This window comes from Chryseobacterium sp. Leaf201 (assembly GCF_001421435.1).
Classification (GTDB): Bacteria; Bacteroidota; Bacteroidia; order Flavobacteriales; family Weeksellaceae; genus Chryseobacterium.
Window position 1 is genome coordinate 269363 of sequence record NZ_LMKA01000001.1, and the last position, 26402, is coordinate 295764.

Genomic DNA, 26402 nt, shown 5'->3' on the forward strand with positions numbered 1-26402 from the left:
AGTGAAGTTCAGTAAAGAATTAAAAGCTGGTGTAATCGCACTTTTAGCCATTGTAGGCTTTGTGGTGCTTTTTCAGTTCATGAAAGGCAGAAGCCTTTTTACTACCGATAATATATTTTATGCACAATACGATAACGTTGAAGGACTCGCGCAGTCTTCTCCCGTTTCCATCAACGGTCTCAAGGTAGGGCAGGTTGATAAAATCATTCCCCATACGTCCAAAGACGGAAAAATCGATTTTCTTGTAAAGATAACAGTGGACAATAATTTTGAATTTTCAAAAAATTCAACACTGGAAATTTTTGAACCGGGACTGATGTCTGGGAAAGAAATGAGGATTAACCTGATGTACGGAGGTCCGACGGCAAAAGATGGTGATACCTTAAAAGGAGCTTTCAAGCTGGGGACTTTAGGAAGTCTTTCCTCTCAGGTAGGCCCTGTTAAAGACCAGTTGCAGACCGTTTTATACCGTGTTGATTCTTTAATGTCAAGTGCCAACCAGGTGGTAAATGCCCAGAACAGAGAAGAAATAAGGCTGTTGCTGTCTAACCTTAATAAAACGGTAAGTGCTTTACAGACTACTGCAGGAAATATCAATTCACTGGTAGGTCATAATGATCCTAAACTTCAGAAAGTACTGGATGATGCCAGCCTTACGATGCAGAGCGGTAAAGTTACCCTTGATAAATACGGTAACCTCGCAGAAAGTATAGATACCCAGAAACTGAATGCTACTATTGCCAATCTTGACAACACGGTTGGAAAGCTGAACCAGGTAATTTCCGGGATTGATAACGGCCAGGGAAGCTTAGGTAAAATAATGAAAGATGATCAGCTTTACAATAACCTGAATGCTGCATCTACCAACCTGAATACCCTGCTTGAAGATGTAAAAGCAAATCCTAAGCGATACGTGAACTTCTCGGTTTTCGGCAAGAATTCTAAAGAATAACCTCTACGGTATGCAATATATCAGTACTATTATTTTTCTTATTTTATTAGTGGCAGGTTTCGGCCTGTTTGCAAAAAGCCTGCAGAAAATTTACAGAAATATCAGGCTGGGCCGGGAAATCGACCGGACCGACAGAAAAGGGGAGCGTTGGGGAACCATGGCCAGAGTAGCAATGGGCCAGAGCAAAATGGTGAAACGCCCGATTGCCGGAATTTTACACCTTTTCGTATATGTAGGATTCATCATCATCAATATAGAACTTATTGAAATCATTATTGACGGGATCTTCGGAACCCACAGATTTCTTTTCTCTATCTTCGGAAGTGGTTCTTACAGTTTCTTTACAGCAACGTTAGAGGTTCTTGCATTGCTGGTAATCATCGGCGTGGTGCTGTTTTTTATCCGCAGAAATTTTTACGGAGTAAAAAGACTGACCATGAAAGAACTTTTCGGATGGCCGAAACAGGATGCCAACTGGATTTTAATTATTGAGTTTGCTTTAATGATGGCTTTCTTTATGATGAATGCTTCAGATTCTATCTTACAGATGAGAGGGGCAGAAGGTTTTCACCAGGCAGGATCTTTTCCCATCAGTCAGATGATCTTTGTTCCGTTTTTGGAAATTTTCAGCTTTGATAATGGGTTTTTGATTTTTACGGAGCGGGCCGCATGGTGGTTTCACTTTGTAGGAATTCTGTTCTTCATGAATTACCTTTATTATTCCAAACATTTACATATTATATTGGCTTTTCCAAGCACATGGTTTGCAAACCTTGAGAAAAAAGGGAAATTCAATAACCTGGAATCTGTTACCAAGGAAATTAAGCTGATGATGGATCCGAATGCTGATCCTTATGCTGCACCTGCAGAAGGTGAGGCAGAAGCTCCTTCAAAATTCGGTGCAGAAGATGTATTTGACCTTAACCAGGTTCAGCTGCTGAATGCGTATTCTTGTACGGAATGCGGACGTTGTACCGCTGTCTGTCCTGCTAATATTACCGGTAAAAAACTTTCCCCAAGACTGATTTTAATGAAAACCAGGGACCGTCTGGAAGAAGTGGGAAGAAATATCGATAAGAACGGTAAATTTGAAGACGACGGTAAAAAACTCCTCAACGATTATATTACCAAAGAAGAGCTTTGGGCCTGTACCACATGTAATGCCTGTACAGAAGCGTGTCCTGTGTTGTTAGATCCGCTTTCCATCATTTTTGATATGAGAAGATTCCTGGTTATGGAGCAGTCTGCTGCACCGCAGGAACTCAATCTGATGATGACGAATGTAGAAAACAATGCTGCTCCGTGGCAGTATAATCAGGCAGACCGTCTGAAATGGGCAAATGACTAATTAATATATAATGTAACAATGTAAAGATTAACTGATACATTGGGATATTGATAAACTGAAAATCAAATGGATTTCAATATAAAAACCATGGCAGAATACGCTGCCGAAGGAAAAGCACCGGAAGTTTTATTCTGGGTAGGCTGTGCCGGAAGTTTCGATGACCGTGCTAAAAAAATCACGAAAGCATTCTGCAAAATACTGAATAAAATTGGGGTGGAGTTTGCTGTTTTAGGACAGGAAGAAAGCTGTACGGGAGATCCTGCCAAGCGTGCCGGAAATGAATTTGTATTCCAGATGATGGCCTTAACAAATATTGAAGTGCTGAATGCCTACGAAGTTAAAAAAATCGTTACGGCCTGTCCGCACTGTTTCAATACCCTGAAGAATGAATATCCAAGCCTGGGCGGACATTACGAAGTGCTCCATCATACCCAGTTTCTTAAAAACTTAATGGAAGAAGGCCGCCTGAAGATTGAAGGAGGTGCTTTCAGAGGTAAAAAGATCACTTTTCATGATCCATGCTATCTGGGAAGAGCGAATAATGAATATGAAGCGCCGCGTATGCTGCTTGAAAAGCTTGATGCCGAGCTTGTGGAAATGAAGCGTTGCAAAACCAATGGTCTTTGCTGTGGTGCCGGTGGTGCGCAGATGTTTAAAGAACCGGAAAAAGGGGACAAAGACGTAAATATTGAAAGAACAGAAGAAGCATTGTCTTTTGAGCCTAAAGTTATTGCAACAGGCTGTCCGTTCTGTAATACCATGTTAACAGACGGAGTAAAACATTTCAATAAAAATACAGAGGTTGCCGTAAAAGATATCGTAGAGCTTTTGGCAGAAGCTGAAGATTTATAGATAATAATAAATCTTAACGATTAATACCCCATGAAAACAAAGTGGAGGCTTTCTTTTTTTATTGTAGTTATTACTATCATTGCTCTTAGCGTCTGGAACTATAAAAACAGGATTTTCGACTGGGATATGCCGGGATATATCGGTTGTTTATATACCTGGAAATATCCGGGTGATCCGGATAAAGTCCGTACACTTACCTATACTCAAATCCGGAAAGAAGCACCGGAACTGCAGTATAAAGATATTCTCGGCATTCTGAAACCCGCTGACAAAGCACGTCAGGCTTTTGCCAATAATACCAAGGCATTCAGTGAACAGTTGCCTTATTTCCAGATCAAAGTCGGATATAATCTTGCTGTTTCAGCATTATATGGGATCGGTCTCACATCTCCAAAATCGGTACTGATGTTAAGCATCATTTCTTATCTTATTTCAGGATTGCTGTTTTTTTACATATTGAAAATTACTTTTCCCGAAAATTATCTTCTGGCAGGAATGATAACGGTTGGTGTTATGATTTTACCACCTATGACCTACATGTCGAGAATCTCAACACCCGATATGTTCATCTTTCAGTTTTTAATGGTCTTTATGATCGGATTGCTTCAGAAATGGAAACCGTGGCTGATGTTTCTGATTTTATTCGCCATTATTTTTATCAGGCCGGATTATATTCCACTTACTTTAAGCTATCTGGCTGTTAAGGGTTTATATGAATATTATAAAACAAAAAAGCTGGATTTCAGTTTTGCATTTCAGGGTTTTATTCTTTTGGTTCTTTATATGGTTATCATTAAAGTCTGTCATTATCCGGGATGGAAACATCTTTTTTACGATACCTTTATTTACAGGCGCCATTTTATATCCGGACCGCCGCCTGATTTCAGTATAAAAGAATATTTTGAAATTTTTTTCCAGAAAATTATCTATTTTAAAAAAGTAACACTCACATCCGTGGTATTGGTAGGATTGACATTCTTGTGCTCAAAAGATCCGTGGATAAGAATTTGTTCTTTGCTGATTTTCGCCAATATTTATGTTAAGTTCATATTTTTCCCGCATTCATCAGGGCTGAGATTCTTCTTCGGGTTTATCATGATGCTTTTTGTGGTATTTCTTTGGGCGGCAGGAAAAAGATACAATGATTCCAGACTCAGGAAAATTCCGTAATTTTATACTTTAAATTTATCAGGAATGAAGATTGAAGAATCAAACATAGTAGAAACCAACGATTACAGGGTTATCATATATCCGGCATCCAGGCCGCTGGAGACAAAAGAAGCAAAAGCAATTACGGAAAAGCTTTTTGACTTCCTGGCAAGCTGGGCAGCTCATGGAAAACCGCTTTCGTCATCTTTTAAGATTGAGAAAAATCAGTTCATCATTATTTGTGTGGACGAAGAGAAAGAAATGGCTTCCGGATGCAGTATTGATGCGTTGGGCAAAGTAATGAGAGAAATTGATGGGGAATACCAGCTTGGCTTGTTCGACAGAATGAAAGCCTGTTTTATTGAAAACGATGAAGTAAAAACGCTTAAGCTTATTGATTTTAAAAGTAAAGTAAGAAGCGGTGAAATTTCCCGGGACATTCAGGTATTTGATTTTTCAAAGAATACCTATCTGGAATTTATAGGAAATTTTCTTTTACCTTTTGAAAGGAGCTGGGCAGCTTCCATCAAATAATTAACAGATATGAATAAAAATAAAAGTGGAGCAGTCCACTTTTTTTTGCTTTAAGTATATTTGCAACGTTTTGATCCTGAAATTCTGAAAAAGATGCCTGAAATCCTGTTTTTAACAACTGCCCACCGATATGATGATGACCGGATTTTCTATCATCAGGCAAAAGCCTTAAAGGATCAGGGTCATCAGGTTAAAATATGCAGCCTTTCAGTAGAGTTTCAAGGGAGTGCTGAAGGAATTCAAATTGAATCCTTTTCCGTTTTAGATAAAAATACAGAAGAAAAAAAAGCGGTTTTCCAAAAGATTATTGATGAATTTCAGCCGGACTGTATCATCTGTTCCGAGCCGTTAGCCGTTATTTCTACACGCAAGATCAGGAAAAGTAAAAAGGTAAGTGTTATTTATGATATTACAGAATGGTATCCATCGATGCGGATGGTTGAAAATTTCTCCTTTCCGTTAAATATTATTCATGCTTTTAAATTTTTTCTGATCCAACTGTATGCGGGTTTCATCAGCACACATTATATTTTCGGTGAAGACACAAAGAAGTTTCCGCTGGCTTACTTTTTCCCATTCAAAAAATCTGTTGTCTTACCATATTATCCGGATGATATTTATATTCATCAAAAGCATAAAAAACCGGAGAAAAATAAAATCACCTTATGTTACACAGGTCAGTTTTCTGAAGAAAAAGGAATCGGTAATTTTTTTGCTGCTGCTGACAGGGTAAGGAAGAAGAGGCCTGAGCTTGATGTCTGCATTCTTTTGATCGGAGGAACCAGAAAAGAAAAAGATGGGAAGTATTTCGCCGAATTAGTTTCTAAGTACCGGTTTGAAAATATGACCATCGGGAAATCCGCTTCGTTTGAGACTTTTACGGAAGCATATGCTGATGCCAATATCTGTTTTGATTTAAGAGCATTGAATTTTGAAAACCACCACTGCCTGCCCATTAAAATATTTTATTATGCAGCTTCCGGAAAGCCTGTAATTTATACGGATCTGAAAGCGATAAGGCAGCATATGAATGTGTCAGAATTCGGATACCTTGTTGATCCTGAAAATGCTGAAGCCATTGCTGATCTGGTTCTGAATTACGTGGATAATCCTGATCTATATGCACTTCATGCGCAGAATGCCAGAACGGAATATGAGAGAAAGTATAACTGGAATATTATTAAAGAATCATTTATAAACTTCGTCGGAAATTCAATAACTCGAAGATGAAGCAAAAAACGATTCTCAAAACGCTTCTCAAAACGCTTGTTTCCCGGTTTTTAATTTTAATATTAAATTTCGGGCTGGTCATTTACTCTACCAATATGTGGGGGAGTGAGGGGAAAGGCGTCATTTCAATCGTTATTGCAGACCTTACCATCATCAGTTTCTTCGCCAATATTTTTGTAGGAAGCAGCATGAGTTACTTTGCTTCAAAATACAGAATTGAGGAAATCTTGCCGTTCGCTTATCTGTGGTCGGTTGCTGTAGGAATTTCAGTGCCTGTGATTTTCAGCTTTAATCATGCTTCGGAATATTCCGGTTACCTGATGGCACTTTCCGTTTTATCTTCGCTTCTTGCGGCCAACGTTAATTTATTTGTCGGGCAGCAGAATATAAGAATGTTCAATCTCTATACGGTTTTACAGCAGGTTATACACATTATATTTATTGTTGTCATCGTTTACGCTGTTAAGATCACGTCTGTTGATGCATATTTCATGGCACAGATCAGCTGTTTTGGGGTTTTATTCTTTATGAGTACTTTCCAGGTTCTTAAGTATTGTAATTTGAAGCAAATTGTATTTTCCAAAAAAATAGCCGGCCAATTATTTGACTACGGCTGGAAAACCCAGCTGAGCGCCTTTTTACAGTTTCTGAATAACAGACTGTCCTTTTATTTTCTGGAATATTTCAGGGGAATTGTAAGTGTCGGTATTTTTTCCATAGGTGTTGCCTTTTCCGAAGCGATCTGGACGGTAAGCCGAAGCCTTTCCGTTGTGCTGTATGCAGATATTCTAAATAATAAAAATTCTAATGAAGCTATTGAAAAAACCAAGGTTTCGTTACGGGTAAGCTTTTTAGTTACTCTGCTGTTCATCGCGATGATGTTAATGATTCCTGCGAGGTTGTATTCCCTTGTTTTCGGGAAGGATTTCAGCCAGACCAAAGAGATTGTCCTGTACCTTTCTCCCGGAATTTTAGCCATTGCCGTAAGCAATATTATTGGATATTATTTTGCCGGAATCAATAAGCTGAGGATTTTAAATGTAAAATCTGTGATCGGACTTATATTCACGGTTATTTCTTCTGTTTTTGTCATTCCGAAATGGGGAATCAAGGGAGCGTGTATAATCACTTCTGTTTCATATTGTCTATCCTCTGCTTTACTGTTCTGGAGGTTTTACCAGATCACGGAATTCAACCTTCAGGATTTTATACTCTCCAGAGCTGAAATGAATCTTTTGCTGAAAAAGTTTTTGAAAAAATAGTTTAAATACGGTACCGGCCTGAAAGCAAATAATCCTAAAGCTCATATAAATCAGCAATAAAATTAAAATAAGTTTTTATCTTTGTGTGAAATGAGAAATATTATTTTTGGATTTCTGGTAATTTTCTGTGCATTCCTGAGCTGTAAGACAGATGATGATGACGTGCAGAGAATTGATCAGATTTTAAATATTTATATGAAAAACGGAGCCGGGCGGGACCTTCTTAACAATAAGGCAGGTGCTACCTATTTTACGTATTCCATGAATGATGTAAACGGAGTAGCAGATCTTGCTCCGGTCAGCACTTCGCTCAGGGCAACGGCAGATTCTACACTTTTTATAGAATACATTGCAGGCGCCAGAAGGATAGGGCTGGATACCCTTGATCCTGACAATAAAACCTACCATTCAGTCATTACGGTTTCACTGATCAAAAGGCTCAATAATAGCATTCTGGATACCATCAATGATAAACTTGAAGTACAGTACCGTATGACCCCCAACGTTTTCGAAGTCTCGAAGGTCTATTACAATGATACGCTGAGATTTACTAAGCAGGACGGTGCGCCGAACGTAGTGACGATCGTAAAATAATTTTATACATTTGCAAAAAGGTTGGCATTTCCATGCACAACATTCTAATCACTAACATCTAAATAAAATGTTACAAGTCAATTTTTTGCGCGACAACAAAAAGCGCGTTTTAGAAGGTCTTAAAAAAAGACAGTTCAGGAATCTTGAGTTGGTAGATGAGGCTATTGCTACTGACGATGACAGAAAAAAAATTCAGTTTGAACTGGATTCGCAGCTTTCTGAAAGCAATAAAATTTCCAAGGAAATCGGGCTTTTGATGAAAGAAGGGAAAAAAGAAGAAGCTGAAGCCGCAAAATCTAAAACAGCACAGCTTAAAGAGTCGACATCACAATTGAAATCTCAGTTGGATGTAAGAGAAAAAGATTTGCTCAATATTTTATACCAGCTCCCGAATATTCCGTACGAACTGGTAAAAAGCGGGGCTTCTGCAGAGGATAATGAGATTATTTATCAGTCTCATGACGTAGAAGGTCTTGGAGAAGGTGCGATCCCTCACTGGGAACTGGCAAAAAAATACAACCTGATTGATTTTGAATTAGGAGTAAAAATTGCAGGTGCTGGTTTTCCTGTTTATCTTGGAAAAGGAGCAAGGCTGCAGAGAGCTTTGGTTCAGTATTTTTTAGATAAAAATGTTGAGAAAGGGTATATGGAAGTAAATCCGCCTCACGTTGTGAATGAAGCATCCGGTTACGGAACGGGGCAATTGCCTGATAAAGAAGGGCAAATGTATTTTATTAATGAAGATAATTTATATTTAATTCCTACAGCCGAAGTTCCGGTAACCAATTTATACCGTGATGTTTTACTTGAAGAAAAGGATCTTCCGATTAAAAATACGGCCTTTTCTCAATGTTACAGAAGGGAAGCGGGAAGCTATGGGGCTCATGTAAGAGGCCTGAACCGTCTTCATCAGTTTGAGAAAGTAGAAATTGTAAGAATTGAAAAGCCTGAAAATTCTTATGCTGTCCTGGAAGAAATGGTAGAGCATATTAAAGAGATATTAACTGATCTTGAGCTTCCTTACAGGGTATTGAGGCTTTGTGGAGGAGATACCGGTTTTGCTTCTGCAATGACTTATGATTTCGAAGTGTGGAGCGCAGCCCAGGAAATGTGGCTGGAAGTAAGTTCTGTTTCTAATTTTGAAACGTTCCAGGCCAACAGATTAAAATGCCGTTATAAAACAGGTGGGAAATCCCAGCTGGTTCATACGCTGAACGGTTCTGCAATGGCGCTGCCAAGGATCATGGCTGCTCTGCTAGAAAACAACCAGACTGCGGAAGGCATTAAGCTTCCGAAAAAGATTGCTGAGTATGCGAGATTTGATTTGATTAATTAGCAAATTTAGGTTTACACAAATAAAAAACGGATCAGATTAACTGATCCGTTTTTGTTATTATATATCAATTTATCAGTGACAATTAGCATTGTGATCATGCGTACTGTGATCTCCCGGTAAATGGCAGTCACCCTGGTTATCTCTTGAAATCGTCATTGCTTCTGCTCTCGGAGAGATATAAGGAATACCCAGTTCAAGGCCCCGTACAATAAACAGCCCTCCCAGAATAATCATGACAACAGGAACGGCTTTTAGCACTTTCACCCTGAATGCCTGATTGATCAGGTTCCCGACTAAAACTACAGCAAACATAAATGGAAGGGTTCCGAAACCGAATAAGGCCATATATAAGGCTCCCTGCCATATTCCTCCGCTTGCTAAGCTTGCTGTTAAAGCCATATAAACCATTCCGCACGGTAGAAAGCCGTTTAACAGCCCGGTGGTAAATCTTGAACGGTAATCCGCTTTCTGAAGCAGCCTTCCTAAATTTGATTTCACTTTAAACAAAAATTTAGAGAAGAAAGGGATTTTTGAAGCAAAATCTTTACCGCCAAAAGAAAATACCGCCATAACAATCAACAGAATACCTACGGCAATGGTAAGGTATTTCTGGAAACCGGCCATTTCAAAACCTTCACCGATGATTCCCAATACCGCGCCCAAAAGAGAATAAGTAAATATTCTTCCGAACTGGTAAGTGAGATTCTGAAGGTAAAAGTTGGTAGCCTGCTTTTTAGTCAGTCCCATTGATAATGCAATCGGCCCGCACATTCCGACACAGTGGAACCCGGAAGCAAAACCCAGTGCAATGGCTGATATTACAAGTGCTATTTCCATATCACATCATAATCCAGCCGGTAGTCTTTTTTATCTTTTGTCCAGCTTAACCTTAACGTATAATTTCCCGGTGTCAAAACCTGTGCAGGAATTAAAAATGATTTGTTCATATCAAGCTGTACAGATTTATGGATGTCAAGGTTCTGATCGTCGGTTCTGTTTAAGACAAATTTTACCGTTGCGTTTGAATTGTCATAATCTTTCGGGAATGTTATTTTAATCCCGCTTTTATCCTGGCTGTATACCGGTTTTTCCTGTAACTGGTCTGCTCTTCCTTTGGCATCAATTACATCCTGGTATTTCAGTTCTTCTTCGTAATAATTATCCGTTACCATTTCCGAATTTTTTTGTCCGTTCGGAAATAAAAACAGCATGGACAATATAAAAATGATGAACGCCAGTAATGCGATTACCATACCGTGTCCCCAATTAAAGTTTTTCATTTTTAAAAATTAAAATTGTAATTTAAACGGTCCCTCAAAATAAGTCAGGTAAGAATCTACCAGGTTCCCTTTCATATCATACACACCAATGGTAATATTCTGCTTGGAAAGGTTCATTTCACTTTCCGGGAAGCTTATGTTGATGGTTCCTTTGGTCATTTTATCCCTTTCTAAAGTAATTTTGCTTGATCCACTGTAGATCACTTCCCCATGTTTCGGTTCTATTACTTTAACGGTAACTATTTTCTTATCGTTGGTTTTATTCAGGAAAGTATAATTGTAGGTATTGGTAATATTCCCGTCCCTTACAAAGAATGTACTTCCTGCAGGTTTAATGAATTTAGCCTCCATTTCACCACGGTTATAAAGAAGGTATCCTAAAAATCCTACCAACATCACAAGAATCAAGGCGAATCCTTTCATCCTTCCTGTAAATTTGAAATCAGTCCTCTTTTCAATCTCGTTTTCGGAGGCATACCGGATCAGTCCTTTCGGAAGGCCTACTTTTTCCATTACTTCATCACAGGCGTCAATACAGGCTGTACAGTTAACACATTCCAGCTGCTGGCCGTCACGGATATCAATTCCTGTAGGACATACAACCACACACTGGTGGCAGTCTATACAGTCTCCTTTTCCTGCTGCTTTCCTGTCTTCACCCTTTCTCCATTTGGCTCTGTTTTCCCCTCTGTTGAAATCGTAGAATACATTAATGGTGTCTTTATCTATTAAAACCCCCTGCAATCTTCCATATGGGCATACCAGCGTACACACCTGCTCCCTGAACCACGCAAATACAAAATAAAATGCTGAGGTAAAAAGTACCATTACAATAAAATTGGTAGGATGCGCAAAAGGCCCTTCTGATATAATCCTGAATATTTCTTTATACCCGACAATATACATCAGCATAAAGTGGGTAATAACTAATGAAATGATTACGTAAATGCTCCATTTCAAGCCTCGTTTCCAGATCTTTTCGCTGTTCCATTCCTGTCTGTCAAGCTTCATCTGCTTGTTTCTGTCTCCTTCAATTGCATATTCTATTTTACGGAAGATCATTTCAAGGAAAATTGTCTGAGGGCAGATCCACCCGCAGAAAATTCTGCCGAAAGCTATGGTAAATACAATAATGAATATTAAAGAAGCAATGGCGCCCAACGTGAGGATGAAAAAATCCTGCGGATAAAAAGGCTGCCCGAAGATGAAAAACTCACGGTCAATCACGTTAAATAAAAAAAACGGATTGCCGTTGATGGTGATAAACGGAACGGTAAAATAAAAAAGCAGTAAGCCTGCACTTACCAGATATCTGTAATTGGTGTATTTTCCTTTAGGTTTTCTGGGATATACCCATTTCCTTTTACCGGACTGGTCCATAGTTCCGATAGAATCTCTGTAAGTTTCAGGGTCTACAACCTGCCCCTGTCCGCCGCGTACTTCTATTTCTTCTATGTCTGACATGTTTGTAATATTTTTAAAAAAGAAAAAACATAATTCGTTACTATTTTTTCATCTAATAACAAATTATGTTTTTTTCATATGTTTAATTTTTAATTAAAATTATTCCTTTTCCCAATGCGCCTCGGTACCCTGAGGAGCTGCTCCGCCTTTATCCTGCGTTACCGGAGGTAATTCCTGGTTGATGTGGTATACGTATGCTGCAATCTTTTCAATTTCAGCACCCGATACTTCACCGTTTTTACCAAAAGCCCTCATTGCAGGGTTGGTTGGAGATCCATTCCAGTCCATGTGGAAAACCGTTTTAAATAAAGTTTTCTCAGGCTGGTTGATCCAGTAGTTATCAGTAAGGTTTGGCCCGATACCTCCACTACCGTCTTCTTTGTGACATGATGCACAGTTTGTTTTAAATAATTCTTTACCGTCTGTAATATTATCAGCTGAATATTTAGCTGTCTCAATGGTTACAGGTGGCTGGGTCTTATTATAAATATCAATGGCTGCAATCTGTTCCTTGTATTCTTGCTCGTACTCGTTGATCGGGTGGGCAAAATCTGTAAAAGAATATGCTGCTACATAAACAATACAAAAAACGGTGCCAAAGTAGAACAATCCAAGCCACCATTTCGGCAACTGGTTATCCAATTCCATAATGCCATCGAAACCGTGGTCAATAAGGATATCTTTTTCTTCGTCTGCTGACTGTTTTTTGAATGCCGCACTGTACAATCTTACCAGATAAGGTACTCTTTTCTCTGCCAGATATGCTGCTTTTTCTTCAGGAGACAGCCTCTTGAACTTATTGTTTTCAATAAGGTCTCCAATGGCACTGTGGATGTAGGCTAAAATACCAGCAATCACTACAGTCCCCCAGAAATACGGCGAGCCCAGGAATTCATAACTCTGTACAAACAGATAATAAAAAACTATTAAAAGTCCAATTATTATTAAAATGTTTACAACAACCGGTGTTCTTTGTTTCATAATAAAAAGTTAATTTTTTAGATTAAAATCATCATCCTCATCATCCTGCAATGGTGCTTCTTCCTCTTCTTTATAATATTTTTTAGGCTTGCTGAAAACATATATAACCAGAGCTACGAAGAACAGCATAAAGAAAATCAGAGCCAAGGTCTGGTAAAAACCAGCGTTATCGGTATTGGATAAGATGTCTTTAAAATTCTGCGGTATCATGATGTGATCCTTTTAATATTAGTTATTACTTGCTGTTTTTATTTCAGTTGTCTTAATATCCGTTCCTAATCTTTGCAGATAGGAGATCAATGCTACAATTTCTTTTTTCTCCAGTTCACCTTTCGGTCTTTTTGCATAAGCCTCTTTCAAGTCTGATGCTTCAGAGAAAATATCCCTTACGATTTTTGTTGCCTGGTTGTCTGCCCATGTATTGGCAGAATCAATTTCAGCTTTGGTATAAGGAACATCGAATGCACTCTTCATCAGCTTCATTTTGTCCACCATTTTAGATCGGTCCAGGTTGGTCGCAATCAGCCAAGGGTAACGAGGCATGATAGAACCTGCAGAGGTAGATCTCGGGTTATACATATGCTTATAGTGCCAAGAACTCGGGTTCTTACCTCCTTCTCTATGTAAATCCGGTCCGGTTCTTTTAGATCCCCAAAGGAACGGTCTGTCATATACAAACTCTCCGGCTTTGGAATACTGTCCGTTTTTACCGTTGAATCTTACAATCTCATCCCTGAACGGTCTTACCATCTGTGAGTGGCATGCATTACATCCCTCTCTGATATAAAGATCCCTTCCTTCAAGCTCCAGTGGAGAATAAGGCTTCACTGCTGAAATGGTCGGTACACTTTTCTTAAGAGAAAGGGTAGGGATAATTTCGATCATACTTCCGATTGAAATTGCCAGTAAAGAAAGAATACCTAACAATACCGGAGTTCTTTCCAGCCAAAGGTGGGTTCCTTCTCCTTCCTTACGTTTCCCGCTGATGTTTGCCAATGCAGGCGCTTCTGCAGGTACTTCTTTCTGGAATGATCCTTTTCTTACCGTAGCAATCAGGTTAACCACCATTAATAATGCTCCTGAAAGATATAGGAAACCTCCGAAGAACCTCATTTTGAAATAAGGGATAACTGCAGTTACCGTATCCAGCCAGTTTTTCCAAACCAATGTTCCGTCCGGGTTGAACTGCTTCCACATTAATCCCTGTGTAAATCCTGAGATATACATCGGAACGGCGTAGAAAATAATCCCTAACGTTCCCAGCCAGAAATGCCAGTTAGCCAGTTTTACCGAATAAATTTTTGTTCTCCATAAGATCGGGATCAGGTAGTAAATAACACCGAATGCCATGAAACCATTCCATCCCAGTGCACCTAAATGTACGTGTCCGATTACCCAGTCTGTAAAGTGACCGATTTTGTTAATATTTTTAGTCGCTAAAAGCGGACCTTCAAATGTTGCCATTCCGTAGCAGGTAACCGCTACCACAAAGAACTTCAGGATCGGGTTTTCTCTAACCTTATCCCACGCTCCTCTCAAGGTAAGAAGACCGTTAAGCATACCTCCCCATGACGGAGCAATCAGCATGATGGAGAAACCTGTTCCCACTGCCTGAGCCCAGGCCGGTAAAGCTGTATACTGAAGGTGGTGAGGTCCCGCCCAGATGTATACGAAAATTAACGACCAGAAGTGGATAATAGACAGTTTATACGAGAATACCGGTCTGTCTGCCGCTTTCGGTAAGAAATAATACATCAGACCAAGAACCGGAGTCGTCAGTACGAATGCTACCGCATTGTGTCCGTACCACCATTGTACAATTGCGTCTTTTACCCCTGCATATGCTGAATAAGATTTCCAGCCTGTGAAAGATAAAGGAACTTCCAGATTGTTAAAAATGTGAAGCATCGCTACCGCAATCCATGTCCCGATGTAGAACCAGATGGCTACATATAGGTGTCTTACCCTTCTTTTTGCAATCGTCAGGAACATATTCGCTCCGAAAATTACCCATGAGAATGTAATTAAAATGTCAATCGGCCATTCGTGCTCTGCATATTCTTTGGAAGTATTGATTCCCATAAAGAATGTAATGTAGGTCACGATGATCATAATCTGCCAGGTCCAGAAATGGATCCATGACAGGGTATCACTGTACATTCTTGTTTTCAACAAACGCTGTAAAGAGTAATATACCCCAACATATACAACGTTCATTACGAATGCAAAAATTACAGTAGTCGTGTGCAGCATCCTGATTCTTCCGAACCCGAATGCACCATGTGTGTTTATTAAGCCCTGAATACTGCCACCCATACTGGTAATGGTAGTATCATCCGTTCCGAACAAAAATTCCGGAAGTTCAGGGTAGAAAAGCATTAATGCAGCCGTAAGCCCAAACAAAAACCCTATGATCCCGAAAACTACGGTCGCATAAAGGAATGCCCGGACAATACTGTTGTCATAACTAAACTTCTGTGTTTCCATATCAACTATTCACTTTTTTCTTCAATTTTTATTATTTTCTCCTGTTTCATCTTTGTTTCCATTGTCATTAGTTTCGTCTTTTTCCTTGATTTCATCGGAGTCAAAGAGGATTCTTACAGCGGGAGATTCATCATCCTCGAACTGTCCTTTCCTGGCGTATATGATAAACACCACCAGAAAAACTGCAGCCAAAGAAACACTGCAAAGGATCATTAAATAAAGAATATCCATTAGACAACAAAATTAACCTATTTTCGGGTCTCAAATTTAAGGAAAAATAATGACTTTCATCACGAAATACGGTTTTCAGCTAATTTAAAATCAGTCTAAATAAGCGGGTTTAAGCCCGGTTTTTGAAATATTTTCTTCCGAGGATCCAGGTGGAAAAAGTAGTAAATGAAACAACTGTGATTGAACTTGCCGGCATGATCAACGCAGCGAAAAGCGGATGCATATGTCCTGTTACTGCATAACTTAAACCGACAATATTATAAAGAAAACTGATTATAAATGTCATTTTCACAATTTTAATGGAGCCCTTGCAGACGTTTAAATATCTGTCCAGGGTGACCACTTTTTCACCGTTCATAATAACGTCTGAAGAAGGGGTAAAACTGTTGCTGTCATCTGCAATCGCAATTCCTACGTTGCTCTGTTTCAAAGCTCCCGCATCATTCAATCCGTCCCCGATCATCGCTACCCTCAGGTTTTGACTCTGAAGATCCTGGATATAATTCAATTTGTCTTCGGGGTTCTGATTAAAGGCCATCGCCTTATAATTCGGGATCAGTTCTTTCAGCTGGTGTTCTTCAGAAGAATTATCTCCGCTTAAGATAAATACCTGGTAACTGCTGAGCTTTTTAAATAGATTCTTCAGGTTTTCCCGGTATTCATTCTTAAAGATGAACCTGCCTAAAAATTCACCGTTCCTGCTGATGTAAACGGCTGTTTCAAGATTCCTGGATTTCTGGCCGTTATATGCTGCAGAACCGATTTTATATACATTTCCTCTTACACTTGCTTCGTAGCCCTTTCCTGAAATCTCCTGAAAATTCTCAACGGGAAAGTATTCATCCGTCACGTCAATAAATTCATACAGCGATTTGGAAAGCGGGTGGTTTGAGTTTTTTAATAACGTTTTAATATTCAGTGAGTCAAACTCTTTGATCTCAGTGCCGTCATACTTTATATTTGATTTTTTCCTGTGGGTAATGGTTCCCGTTTTGTCAAATACAATCGTGTCAAGCTTGGCAATTTTTTCAATGGTAAGGGTGTCTTTTACATAAAATTTATTCCGTCCCAGAATCCTCATAATGTGCCCGAAAGTGAACGGAGCAGATAAGGCAAGCGCACACGGACAGGCGATAATCAGAATGGCGGATATTACCTGGAACATCGTATTTAAATCAATAAAATACCAGTAAATCCCTGAAATTAAAGCTATTCCTAAAATAATGAACGTGAAATACTTGCTTACATTATTCGTCAGCGTATCCAGTCCGGTTTCGTGTTTCTTAAAAGCTTCTTTATTCCAGAGCTGGGTTAAATAACTCTGGTCTACATTTTTTATCACTTCCAGTTCCAGGGAAGAACCGATCTGTTTCCCTCCTGCGAAGATTTTATCTCCCGGCTGTTTACCGATGGTTGCACTTTCTCCTGTAATAAAACTGTTGTCGATATTTCCCTCGCCGTTAATCAAAATCGCATCAACGGGGATAATCTCCTGGTTTCTCACCATGATCCGGTCCCCGATTTTAATTTCTGACAGCAGGATATTGTCCTGTTTCCCGTCAAAATCAACCTTGGTTACCGCAATCGGGTAGAAGGATTTGTAATCCCTGTCGTATGATAAGGCATTGTAGGTTCTTTTCTGGAAGATCTTTCCTAACAGCATGAAGAACAGGAGTCCGCATAAAGTATCAAAATACCCGGGACCGTAATCAGTAGCTACTTCATATAAACTACGCCCGAAAAGCACAATGATTCCCAGTACAATCGGTACGTCAATATTAACGATTCTGTTTTTTAAGCCGTACCATGCAGATTTATAATAATCTGACGCGGAATATACCACAACAGGAATGGCCAGCATACACATCAAAGCCCGGAAAAGACCTTTGTAATGATCCATCCAGTAATCTTCGCCCCCGATATATTCTGGGAAAGACAGGAACATTCCGTTACCGAAAGCAAAAGCAGCAATGGCAAACTTAATCAGCAGGGATTTGTCCAGATGTTCTACATTTTTATCAGCTGTTTCAAGACTGATCACAGGCCTGTAGCCCAGATTCGTTAGAAAATTAGCTAATTCGCTTAATTTTAAATCATTATGATTGAAAGAGATCTGTAAGGTCTTTCTGGTGAAATTAACCTGGGAATACTTGATGTTTTTATTTAATGTGTGAAGACTTTCCAGTAACCAGATGCATGAAGAACAGTGGATTACAGGGATCTTGAATGTAACCAGGCTGGTGCCTCCTTCGGAGAAGTCCGTTACCTTCTCAAAAATTTCCGGAGTATCCAGATAATCAAACTGGGTAGAGTTGGCATCACCCGGACGGATTCCGGCTCTTTTATTAAGTTCGTAAAAATTAGCTAAATTATTGGTATTCAGAATCTCATAGACCGATTTGCAACCGTTGCAGCAGAAAATTCTTTCATCAAATAAAATTCTTTCCTTTTCGATATCTTGACCACAATGAAAACAGTTTTCGCTCACCTTCATAAATTATTGAAGTACAAAATTATAACAATTTTTTTTGTTTATCGAGTTAAAAAGTTCTATTTTTGTGATAAATATCATGTAGAATGTCGCAGGGACAACAGATTGCCATCGAAGAAAGGTTCGCCAGGGTTTTTAATGATAAATCATTCAAGGAAAGACTTTCCAACGCTGATTTTGAGAGATATATAAATGCTAAAAAAAGACTGAGTTTCCAGAAACACGATACCATTTTCGAAGACGGTGAAATACCCAAAGGCGTATACTTTTTAGAAAAAGGAGCGGCTAAATTATCAAAGTCGGGGGCTTTTGGTAAAGACCAGATTTTAAGGTTTATCAAAGAAGGCGATATCATCGGCTACCGTTCTCTTCTGTGCGGTGAAAATTTCCAGGCAAAAGCAGAAGCAATGACCGATATTGAAGCTACTTTTTTACCTGCGGATGTTTTTATGTACCTGCTGGAAGTAGACCCGCAGCTTTCTTTTGTGATGCTTCAGAAAATTTCCTATGAATTGGGAGAATCATCCAATACCATCACTTTTCTTGCCCAGAAAACAGTAAGAGAAAGACTGGCGGAAATTTTATTGCTGCTGGAGCAGAAATTAGGCGTTGACCCTGAGGGGTTTATTAAAATTTCTTTAACAAGAGAAGAAATTGCCAATATCATCGGGACGGCTACCGAAAGTGCCATCCGTCTGATCTCTGAATTTAAAGGAGACCAGCTCATTGAAGTAGACGGACGGAATATTAAAATTCTCAACCACGACAAATTAATGAAACTAGGTCACGTAGTTTTATAAAAATCATACACAAACTTAAGTCGGCTCAGTGCCGACTTTTTAACTTTTAAAAATAGATACCTTATGTCTGTTCATTCTGAAATTAAAAAAGTTACCACTGAAACCTTGCGTAAAATGAAATTCGACAAGGATAAAATAACCATGCTTACGGCTTATGATTATACCACGGCCAAAATGGTGGATGCAGGAGGGATCGATGCTGTTCTGATCGGAGATTCTGCGGCTAATGTCATGGCGGGTTTTGAAACGACCCTGCCTATTACCCTGGACCAGATGATTTACCATGCCCAGAGTGTTGTCCGTGGAACCAACAGGGCACTGGTTGTAGCAGACCTGCCTTTCGGAACCTACCAGAGCAATCCTGAAAAAGCACTTGAATCTGCGGTAAGAATGATGAAAGAAGGAGGGGCACACGCTGTAAAAATTGAAGGAGGAAAGGAGATTTCAAAATCCATTAAAAAAATAATCAATGCCGGAATTCCGGTAATGGGGCATTTAGGTTTAACCCCTCAGTCTATTTATAAATTCGGGACGTATAAAGTAAGGGCTAAAGAAGAAGCCGAAGCTGAAAAATTAATTGCCGATGCACAGCTTCTGGAAGAACTGGGATGCTTTGCCGTGGTTTTGGAGAAAATTCCTGCAGATCTGGCAAAAAAAGTAACGGAAGCTATTACGATTCCAACCATCGGGATCGGGGCAGGTGCTGATTGTGACGGACAGGTTCTCGTATATCATGACATGGTAGGAATGAACCAGGGCTTTAGCCCGAAATTCCTGAGAAGATACCTCGATCTTTATACAGAAATCACAGGTGCAGTTGCACAATATGTGAAAGATGTGAAAGATGTGAGTTTCCCGAATGAAAAAGAAAGCTATTAACTTATGAAAAACCAACAGTCTATCCAGGGGATTTTATCCATTGTTGCCCTGCTTTGTCTTGCGGCAGGATGGTTTAATCTTTTTTCCCCGGAAATTAATAATCTGCTTTCCCGGAGGGTATTTTATGTATTAATCGGTATCAGCTTTTTTTTACAGGCGCCTTTTCTGACCAACAGAAACTTAATGTATGCGATGTACGGCGCGGCAGGCTTATGCATCATCGGTGCATTTTTACCCTTAGAATGGAAAATTTCAGGAATCAAGACACTCGGTCTTCTGGCGGGGATTATCATATCATTTACCAACAGGCCCGGTTATCGTCAGTAGTATATGGAGGAACAGATTATATATGAAGATAATCACCTTCTGGTGATCAATAAAAAAGTCGGACAGCTTGTACAGGGCGATAAAACAGGCGATGAATCTCTGCTGGACACCATTAAGAATTTTATAAAAAAAAGGGATGACAAACCGGGAAATGTATTTGTCGGCCTGGTTCACCGGATTGACAGGCCTACGTCAGGCCTTGTGATTTATGCCAAGACATCCAAAGCACTGTCGCGTCTGACGCAGATGGTAAAAAACCGCGAGATTAAGAAAACATACTGGGCGGTTGTAGCAAAAGAGATGATCCCGCAAAGCCAGAGGCTGGTTCATTATTTACAGAAAAACGAAAAAAATAACAAAGCCATTGTTTTCACAAAAGTAACGGATGGCGCAAAAGAAGCCATTCTTACCTATAATGTGATCAAAAGTTTAGACAATTATCTTTTGCTGGAAATTGACCTGGAGACCGGCAGGCATCACCAGATCCGGGCACAGCTGTCAAAAACAGGAGTTCCCATTAAAGGAGATTTAAAATATGGCGCACCCCGCTCCAATCCGGATGGCGGAATTAACCTTCACGCCAGAAAACTGGAGTTTATTCATCCGGTTACAAAAGAAAATATTGAAATTACAGCTCCCGTTCCGCAGAATGATGCGATCTGGAGGGCTTGCGAAGAATAATTTAATAAGTAAAGAAGTTAGAAGATGGAAGTCAGGAGTTATATCCGGCTTCCATTTTTTATTTAGCTTATTTTATTAACCTTAGACAATGTTTATTTCAAGGCTTCAAAACCTTCAACTTCCTTCCATCTGATTCAAAAATTTTGCCTGTTTCAAAAAAATAACTAACTTCGTTCAAACTTTAGGGGTGTCTGTGAAGAGCAGACTGAGATTTTACCCTTTGAACCTGATCTGGATTATACCAGCGTAGGGAAAAGTGAAATGACTTTTGCTGTACATTCTACTGTACAATGGCGGGCATTCCTAAAGTATATCTAAAAATTTAGGAATGGAGCTCACAATCAACCACAACCAAAAAAAATTTGATGTACTTCCCGAAAACCTGGAAGCATTAATCGCTATGGAAATCCCCGAAAAGAAAAAAGGGATTGCCGTGGCACTCAACAACCGTATCATTTCGAAGTCATCCTGGCCGGAAACCATTCTCAGCAATAAAGATTCAATTTTAATCATCACCGCTACCCAAGGCGGATAAAAAAATATTTTATGGCTCATAACATCACACGTTCGCCGTTTCCGAACTCAAAAAAAATCTATGTTGAAGGGGAGATCCATCCCATTCAGGTAGCGATGCGGGAAATACATTTAAGTCCGACCAGACTTACCAACGGAACTTTAGAAGAGAATCTTCCCGTTACGGTTTACGATACTTCCGGACCTTACACCGATGAAAATTCAGAAATTGATATTGAAAAAGGCCTTCCAAGGATCAGGGAACAATGGATTCTGGACAGAAACGATGTAGAAGTTTTAGACGGCATCACTTCCGGTTATGGGAAAGCCCGTCTCGCTGATCCAAAACTGGATGAACTGCGGTTCTCCTACAATCACAAGCCCAAAGTTGCCCAAGCCGGAAAAGAAATCACCCAGCTGTATTATGCCAGACAGGGTATCATCACGCCTGAAATGGAATATATTGCCATCAGGGAAAATCAAAGGATCGAACAGTTGGATTCTGTTTCAAAAGACATGGCTGCCCAGCATCCGGGAAACAGTTTTGGAGCCAGAACACCTAAAAATAAAATCACGCCTGAATTTGTACGGGATGAAATTGCAGCGGGAAGGGCAATTATTCCTAACAATATCAATCATCCGGAAAGCGAACCGATGATTATCGGCCGGAACTTTTTGGTGAAGATCAATGCCAATATCGGAAACAGTGCCGTTTCATCAGGCATTGAGGAAGAAGTGGAGAAAGCCGTCTGGGCCTGCCGTTGGGGAGCGGATACGATTATGGATCTTTCAACCGGAAAAAACATCCATGAAACCAGAGAATGGATCATCAGAAATAGCCCGGTTCCCATCGGTACCGTCCCGATTTACCAGGCACTGGAAAAAGTAAAAGGCGTTGCAGAAGACCTCACCTGGGAAATCTTTAAAGATACGCTGATTGAACAGGCAGAACAGGGTGTTTCTTATTTCACCATTCATGCCGGAGTTTTGTTACGGTATATTCACCTGACGGCAAAACGCGTGACGGGAATTGTTTCCAGAGGCGGTTCAATCATGGCCAAGTGGTGTCTTTTCCATCATAAAGAAAACTTTCTCTACACGCACTTCGAGGAAATCTGTGAAATCATGAAAAAATATGATGTCGCTTTTTCTCTGGGAGACGGCCTCCGTCCGGGATCAATTGCCGACGCCAATGATGAAGCTCAGTTTGCCGAACTTGAAACTCTTGGAGAGCTCACAAAAATAGCCTGGAAACACAATATCCAGGTAATGGTTGAAGGCCCTGGCCACGTCCCGATGCACATGATTAAAGAAAATATGGAGAAGCAGCTGCAAGTCTGTGATGAAGCCCCTTTTTATACATTAGGCCCTTTAACAACCGATATTGCACCGGGTTACGATCACATTACTTCGGGAATCGGGGCGGCGATGATCGGCTGGTTCGGCTGTGCGATGCTGTGTTACGTAACCCCGAAAGAACATTTGGGGCTTCCGAATAAAGAAGACGTAAAAGTAGGCGTAATTACCTATAAGCTGGCAGCTCATGCGGCAGACCTGGCAAAAGGTCATCCCGGAGCGCAGTACAGAGACAATGCTTTAAGTAAAGCCAGATTTGAGTTCAGATGGGAAGATCAGTTTAATCTTTCACTGGATCCTGAAACCGCAAGGTCTTATCATGATGAGACGCTTCCGGCAGACGGAGCAAAAATTGCCCATTTCTGTTCGATGTGCGGACCGAAATTCTGTTCTATGAAAATCACTCAGGAAATCCGTGAGTCTGCGGAAAAAGGAATGTTTGATAAATCTCAGGAATTCATCGAAAAAGGGAAAGAAATTTATATATGATCATCATTATCACGCCTGAAAAAAATATAAATAACGAAACTGAAATCATCAACGGATTATTTCAGGAAGGGCTGGATCTGCTTCATCTCAGGAAATCATTCATGTCACGGGATGAAATGGCAGATTTTATCCGGAACATAGATCCGGAATTCCGTCACCGATTGGTTTTGTGCAGCCATTATGAACTGGCAGAGCAATTTGAGATTTCAAGGCTCCATTTCAGGGAGACTGACCGAAAGAATAATCGGCAGGCCTCTTTTGCAGGCAAAGTTATTTCAACATCTGTTCATGATATGGAAACTTTTAATGAATTGGATAAAAGTTGGGCATATGCATTTATCAGTCCGGTATTCCCGAGTATCTCCAAAAAAGGATACGGCGAGCATTCAGCGGTTTTACATGAGATTAAAAAACGAAGCAATCCGCATGTACGGCTGATTGCCTTGGGAGGAATCGACCAGTATAATATTCAGGATATTTTTAAAAGCGGGGCAGACGGAGCCGCTTTGTTGGGAGCCATCTGGGAAAATCAGGAGCCTTTACAGGTTTTCAGAGCATGTATGCATGCGGTCCGGCAAAACGGAAAATAATAATCAACTCTGCTTATAAAGAGTTCATTTAAGATAAATAATGGAAAAAATACAATACATATCACAGGGCTTGACAAGGGAAGAGCAGGAGCTCAACATTCAGAAAGCCCTTGATCACGGCATAAAATGGGTACAAGTGCGCTGGAAAAATGCATCTGAAAATGAATTTATCCGCCTCTGTGAATCTTCAAAAAAGCTTTGCTCGTCTTATGAAGCGGCCTGTATTATCAATGACCATGTTCAGGCAGCAAAAGATGTAGATGCAGACGGGGTTCACTTAGGTTTACAGGATGAGTCTATAGAAATGGCAAGGCATATATTGGGCGAAAATAAAATAATCGGGGGTACGGCCAATACATTTTCAGATGTCCTCCGGAGAATGAATGAATCCTGTGATTATATCGGTTTAGGGCCATTGAGATTTACCTCAACCAAAGAACAGCTGAGCCCGGTTTTAGGATTTAAAGGCTATCAGAAAATTATGGAGGACCTACATTCCGGATCATTGGAGATTCCTAAAATATTTGCCATTGGCGGAGTGGTTTTAGGGGATGTGGAACTCCTGCAGCAGATCGGGATTTATGGTATTGCCGTTTCAGGGCAGATCACCAGGCAGCCTTCCGTTATCAAAAAATTTAAAACAGCAGTACAATGAATAATCAGACACTAACCATCGCAGACAGAATATTTGAATCAAGACTGTTCTTAGGAACGGGGAAATTCGGTAACCTTTCGGAAATGACTAATGCCATCATCGCTTCAGGAAGTGAAATGGTTACCATGGCATTAAAACGCATTGATTCCCAATCTTCAGATGATGATCTGCTGGGTGCATTAAGACCGGCGAAAATCCACCTTTTACCCAATACTTCAGGAGCGAGAACGGCTAAAGAAGCAGTTCTTGCGGCACAGTTGGCAAGGGAAGCCCTGGAAACCAACTGGGTAAAGCTGGAAATCCATCCGGATCCGAAATATCTGCTGCCTGATCCTATTGAAACGCTATACGCAACAGAAGAACTGGCAAAATTAGGGTTTATCGTAATGCCTTATATTCATGCCGATCCTGTTTTGTGTAAACGACTGGAAGATGTGGGAACGGCAGTAGTGATGCCTTTGGGAGCACCAATCGGGACAAACAAAGGGTTGAGAACTCTGGATTTTTTAGAAATCATTATTGCTCAAAGTAAAGTTCCTGTAGTAGTGGACGCCGGTATCGGGGCACCTTCCGATGCTGCAAAAGCAATGGAAATGGGAGCTGATGCTGTCCTGGTGAACACGGCGATTGCAGTTGCAAGAAATCCTGTAAATATGGCACTGGCTTTTAAAGAAGGGGTAATTGCCGGGAGAAGGGCTTTTGAATCCGGTCTGGGAGCAATTGCAGAACATGCAGAAGCATCAAGCCCGCTTACGTCTTTCTTATTTGATTAAACTTATTTTTATGAAGACATTTAAAGATTTTTTTGAAAAATATGAATGGGATGAGGTAAAGGCGAAACTGGAAAAAGTGACGTTATCTGATGTAGAAAACAGTCTTCAGAAAAAGAATAAAACAACAGAAGATTTTCTGAACCTGATTTCCCCTGTGGCTTCGCAAAAGCTGGAAGTGATGGCAAAAATGACGCAGCAGCTCACGCAAAAGCGATTCGGGAAAACCATCCAACTGTATGCGCCGCTGTATTTGAGTAATGAATGCCAGAATATCTGTACATACTGCGGTTTCAGTCTGGATAATTCCATTAAAAGAAAAACGCTCTCTGATACGGAACTAATGATTGAAGCAACCGTTTTGAAATCGATGGGCGTGAATCATGTGTTGCTGGTAAGCGGTGAAGCGAATAAAACCGTTGGAATTGATTACTTTCTGAATGCTGTCCGTCTGTTGAAGCCACATTTTGCCAATATATCAATTGAAGTTCAGCCTTTGTCAGAAGAAGAATATCAACAGCTTCACGATGCAGGTGTAAATGCTGTTTTGGTGTATCAGGAAACCTATCATCAGGAAGTATATAAAGAATACCACCCGAAAGGAAAAAAATCGAATTTCAATTTCCGTCTGGAAACACCCGACAGAATTGGAAAAGCGGGAATTCATAAAATGGGACTGGGGGTTCTGCTGGGCCTGGAAGACTGGCGGGTTGACAGTTTTTTCAATGCAATCCACATCGATTATCTTCAAAAAACGTATTGGAAAAGTAAGTTTTCTGTTTCGTTTCCGAGGCTCCGGCCTGCAGAAGGAATTATTGAACCTAATTTTATAATGTCAGACAGCGATTTATTACAATTAATCTGCGCATACCGGATCTGGAATGAGGACTTGGAAATTTCCATTTCCACAAGAGAAAGTGAGAAGTTCAGAGATCATATCATTTCACTGGGAGCAACAGCAATGAGCGCGGCCTCCAAAACCAATCCCGGCGGATATGCGGTTGATCCGGAATCCCTGGAACAGTTTGAAACCAGTGATGAAAGAAGCATGGCAGAAATTAAAGATATCATCCGGAAAGCCGGCTATGATCCGGTGATGAAAGACTGGGATGCTGTGTATAGCGGGATGTAAATTAAAATCATTAAAGAAC

General features: G+C 40.1%; 27 protein-coding genes and 1 riboswitch. Of the genes, 19 read left to right on the top strand and 8 right to left on the bottom strand.

From position 1 onward, the window contains the following. Position 1: 1 nt before the first annotated feature. The 9 genes from ASE55_RS01290 (at position 2) to serS (ending at position 9257) form a co-directional block, all read left to right on the top strand. Positions 2-952 carry an MlaD family protein gene (locus tag ASE55_RS01290; RefSeq protein WP_056214424.1) on the top strand — a complete coding sequence of 317 codons (951 nt, stop codon included), beginning with the start codon at positions 2-4 and terminating at the stop codon, positions 950-952. 10 nt (positions 953-962) lie between these two features. Then, complete coding sequence (locus tag ASE55_RS01295; protein WP_056214427.1) at positions 963-2300, top strand: (Fe-S)-binding protein; 1338 nt, start codon at positions 963-965, stop codon at positions 2298-2300. A gap of 66 nt (positions 2301-2366) precedes the next feature. Then, positions 2367-3152 (top strand): (Fe-S)-binding protein, encoded by a 786-nt coding sequence (locus ASE55_RS01300; protein ID WP_056214430.1) that lies wholly within the window; start codon positions 2367-2369, stop codon positions 3150-3152. Between the two features lie 30 nt (positions 3153-3182). Further along, the gene (locus ASE55_RS01305; protein ID WP_056214434.1) at positions 3183-4322 is read left to right on the top strand and encodes a hypothetical protein; all 1140 of its coding nucleotides are present in this window, start codon (positions 3183-3185) and stop codon (positions 4320-4322) included. 24 nt (positions 4323-4346) lie between these two features. Then, the gene (locus tag ASE55_RS01310; RefSeq protein ID WP_056214437.1) at positions 4347-4835 is read left to right on the top strand and encodes a hypothetical protein; all 489 of its coding nucleotides are present in this window, start codon (positions 4347-4349) and stop codon (positions 4833-4835) included. Between the two features lie 93 nt (positions 4836-4928). Then, on the top strand, positions 4929-6065 hold the full coding sequence (locus ASE55_RS01315; RefSeq protein WP_056214439.1) for a glycosyltransferase: 1137 nt from the start codon (positions 4929-4931) through the stop codon (positions 6063-6065). Further along, entirely contained in the window at positions 6062-7327 is a 1266-nt protein-coding gene (locus ASE55_RS01320) for a polysaccharide biosynthesis C-terminal domain-containing protein (RefSeq protein ID WP_056214441.1), read from the top strand. The genes ASE55_RS01315 and ASE55_RS01320 overlap by 4 nt, the downstream gene beginning before the upstream one ends. 90 nt (positions 7328-7417) lie before the next feature. After that, complete coding sequence (locus ASE55_RS01325; RefSeq protein WP_056214444.1) at positions 7418-7921, top strand: hypothetical protein; 504 nt, start codon at positions 7418-7420, stop codon at positions 7919-7921. Positions 7922-7988: 67 nt separating this feature from the next. Beyond that, positions 7989-9257 carry a serine--tRNA ligase gene (gene serS / locus ASE55_RS01330; RefSeq protein ID WP_056214446.1) on the top strand — a complete coding sequence of 423 codons (1269 nt, stop codon included), beginning with the start codon at positions 7989-7991 and terminating at the stop codon, positions 9255-9257. A 72-nt stretch (positions 9258-9329) separates the two neighbouring features. Here the strand turns inward: serS and ASE55_RS01335 are convergent, their stop codons facing one another. The 8 genes from ASE55_RS01335 to ASE55_RS01370 all read right to left on the bottom strand — a co-directional run bounded on the left by ASE55_RS01335 (position 9330) and on the right by ASE55_RS01370 (position 18188). After that, positions 9330-10094 (bottom strand): sulfite exporter TauE/SafE family protein, encoded by a 765-nt coding sequence (locus ASE55_RS01335; RefSeq protein ID WP_056214449.1) that lies wholly within the window; start codon positions 10092-10094, stop codon positions 9330-9332. Next, on the bottom strand, positions 10085-10537 hold the full coding sequence (locus ASE55_RS01340) for a FixH family protein (RefSeq protein ID WP_056214452.1): 453 nt from the start codon (positions 10535-10537) through the stop codon (positions 10085-10087). Before ASE55_RS01340 ends, ASE55_RS01335 begins: the two co-directional genes overlap by 10 nt. Before the next feature lie 9 nt (positions 10538-10546). Then, positions 10547-12001: a cytochrome c oxidase accessory protein CcoG gene (gene ccoG, locus ASE55_RS01345; protein WP_056214454.1), complete on the bottom strand. Its 1455-nt coding sequence runs from the start codon at positions 11999-12001 to the stop codon at positions 10547-10549. 99 nt (positions 12002-12100) lie between these two features. After that, entirely contained in the window at positions 12101-12982 is an 882-nt protein-coding gene (locus ASE55_RS01350; RefSeq protein ID WP_056214457.1) for a cbb3-type cytochrome c oxidase N-terminal domain-containing protein, read from the bottom strand. A gap of 9 nt (positions 12983-12991) precedes the next feature. Beyond that, complete coding sequence (locus ASE55_RS01355; protein WP_056214459.1) at positions 12992-13192, bottom strand: cbb3-type cytochrome oxidase subunit 3; 201 nt, start codon at positions 13190-13192, stop codon at positions 12992-12994. A gap of 18 nt (positions 13193-13210) precedes the next feature. Next, on the bottom strand, positions 13211-15469 hold the full coding sequence (ccoN, locus tag ASE55_RS01360) for a cytochrome-c oxidase, cbb3-type subunit I (protein WP_056214462.1): 2259 nt from the start codon (positions 15467-15469) through the stop codon (positions 13211-13213). A gap of 21 nt (positions 15470-15490) precedes the next feature. After that, positions 15491-15700 carry a cbb3-type cytochrome oxidase assembly protein CcoS gene (gene ccoS / locus ASE55_RS01365; RefSeq protein WP_056214465.1) on the bottom strand — a complete coding sequence of 70 codons (210 nt, stop codon included), beginning with the start codon at positions 15698-15700 and terminating at the stop codon, positions 15491-15493. A 109-nt stretch (positions 15701-15809) separates the two neighbouring features. Beyond that, the gene (locus tag ASE55_RS01370) at positions 15810-18188 is read right to left on the bottom strand and encodes a heavy metal translocating P-type ATPase (RefSeq protein ID WP_185116266.1); all 2379 of its coding nucleotides are present in this window, start codon (positions 18186-18188) and stop codon (positions 15810-15812) included. Between the two features lie 89 nt (positions 18189-18277). Between ASE55_RS01370 and ASE55_RS01375 the strand changes: the two genes are divergently transcribed. The 10 genes from ASE55_RS01375 to thiH all read left to right on the top strand — a co-directional run bounded on the left by ASE55_RS01375 (position 18278) and on the right by thiH (position 26383). Then, complete coding sequence (locus ASE55_RS01375; RefSeq protein WP_056214471.1) at positions 18278-18991, top strand: Crp/Fnr family transcriptional regulator; 714 nt, start codon at positions 18278-18280, stop codon at positions 18989-18991. Positions 18992-19054: 63 nt separating this feature from the next. Then, positions 19055-19870, top strand: a complete 816-nt coding sequence (gene panB / locus ASE55_RS01380) for a 3-methyl-2-oxobutanoate hydroxymethyltransferase (protein ID WP_056214474.1) — start codon at positions 19055-19057, stop codon at positions 19868-19870. A 3-nt stretch (positions 19871-19873) separates the two neighbouring features. After that, the gene (locus ASE55_RS01385) at positions 19874-20197 is read left to right on the top strand and encodes a hypothetical protein (RefSeq protein WP_056214477.1); all 324 of its coding nucleotides are present in this window, start codon (positions 19874-19876) and stop codon (positions 20195-20197) included. Between the two features lie 3 nt (positions 20198-20200). Continuing rightward, positions 20201-20878 carry an RluA family pseudouridine synthase gene (locus tag ASE55_RS01390; RefSeq protein WP_056214481.1) on the top strand — a complete coding sequence of 226 codons (678 nt, stop codon included), beginning with the start codon at positions 20201-20203 and terminating at the stop codon, positions 20876-20878. 173 nt (positions 20879-21051) lie between these two features. Beyond that, a riboswitch (TPP riboswitch) is annotated at positions 21052-21148 on the top strand. Between the two features lie 58 nt (positions 21149-21206). Beyond that, positions 21207-21413, top strand: coding sequence for a sulfur carrier protein ThiS (gene thiS / locus ASE55_RS01395; protein ID WP_056214483.1), 207 nt, complete (start codon positions 21207-21209; stop codon positions 21411-21413). Between the two features lie 11 nt (positions 21414-21424). Further along, the gene (gene thiC, locus ASE55_RS01400; RefSeq protein ID WP_056214486.1) at positions 21425-23236 is read left to right on the top strand and encodes a phosphomethylpyrimidine synthase ThiC; all 1812 of its coding nucleotides are present in this window, start codon (positions 21425-21427) and stop codon (positions 23234-23236) included. Next, a complete protein-coding gene (locus ASE55_RS01405) occupies positions 23233-23826 on the top strand; it encodes a thiamine phosphate synthase (protein WP_056214489.1) in 594 nt (197 codons plus the stop codon). Before thiC ends, ASE55_RS01405 begins: the two co-directional genes overlap by 4 nt. A 40-nt stretch (positions 23827-23866) precedes the next feature. Then, positions 23867-24481, top strand: a complete 615-nt coding sequence (gene thiE / locus ASE55_RS01410; protein ID WP_082474312.1) for a thiamine phosphate synthase — start codon at positions 23867-23869, stop codon at positions 24479-24481. Then, complete coding sequence (locus tag ASE55_RS01415; RefSeq protein ID WP_056214496.1) at positions 24478-25254, top strand: thiazole synthase; 777 nt, start codon at positions 24478-24480, stop codon at positions 25252-25254. Before thiE ends, ASE55_RS01415 begins: the two co-directional genes overlap by 4 nt. 10 nt (positions 25255-25264) lie before the next feature. Beyond that, the gene (thiH, locus tag ASE55_RS01420) at positions 25265-26383 is read left to right on the top strand and encodes a 2-iminoacetate synthase ThiH (protein WP_056214501.1); all 1119 of its coding nucleotides are present in this window, start codon (positions 25265-25267) and stop codon (positions 26381-26383) included. Positions 26384-26402: the final 19 nt, after the last annotated feature.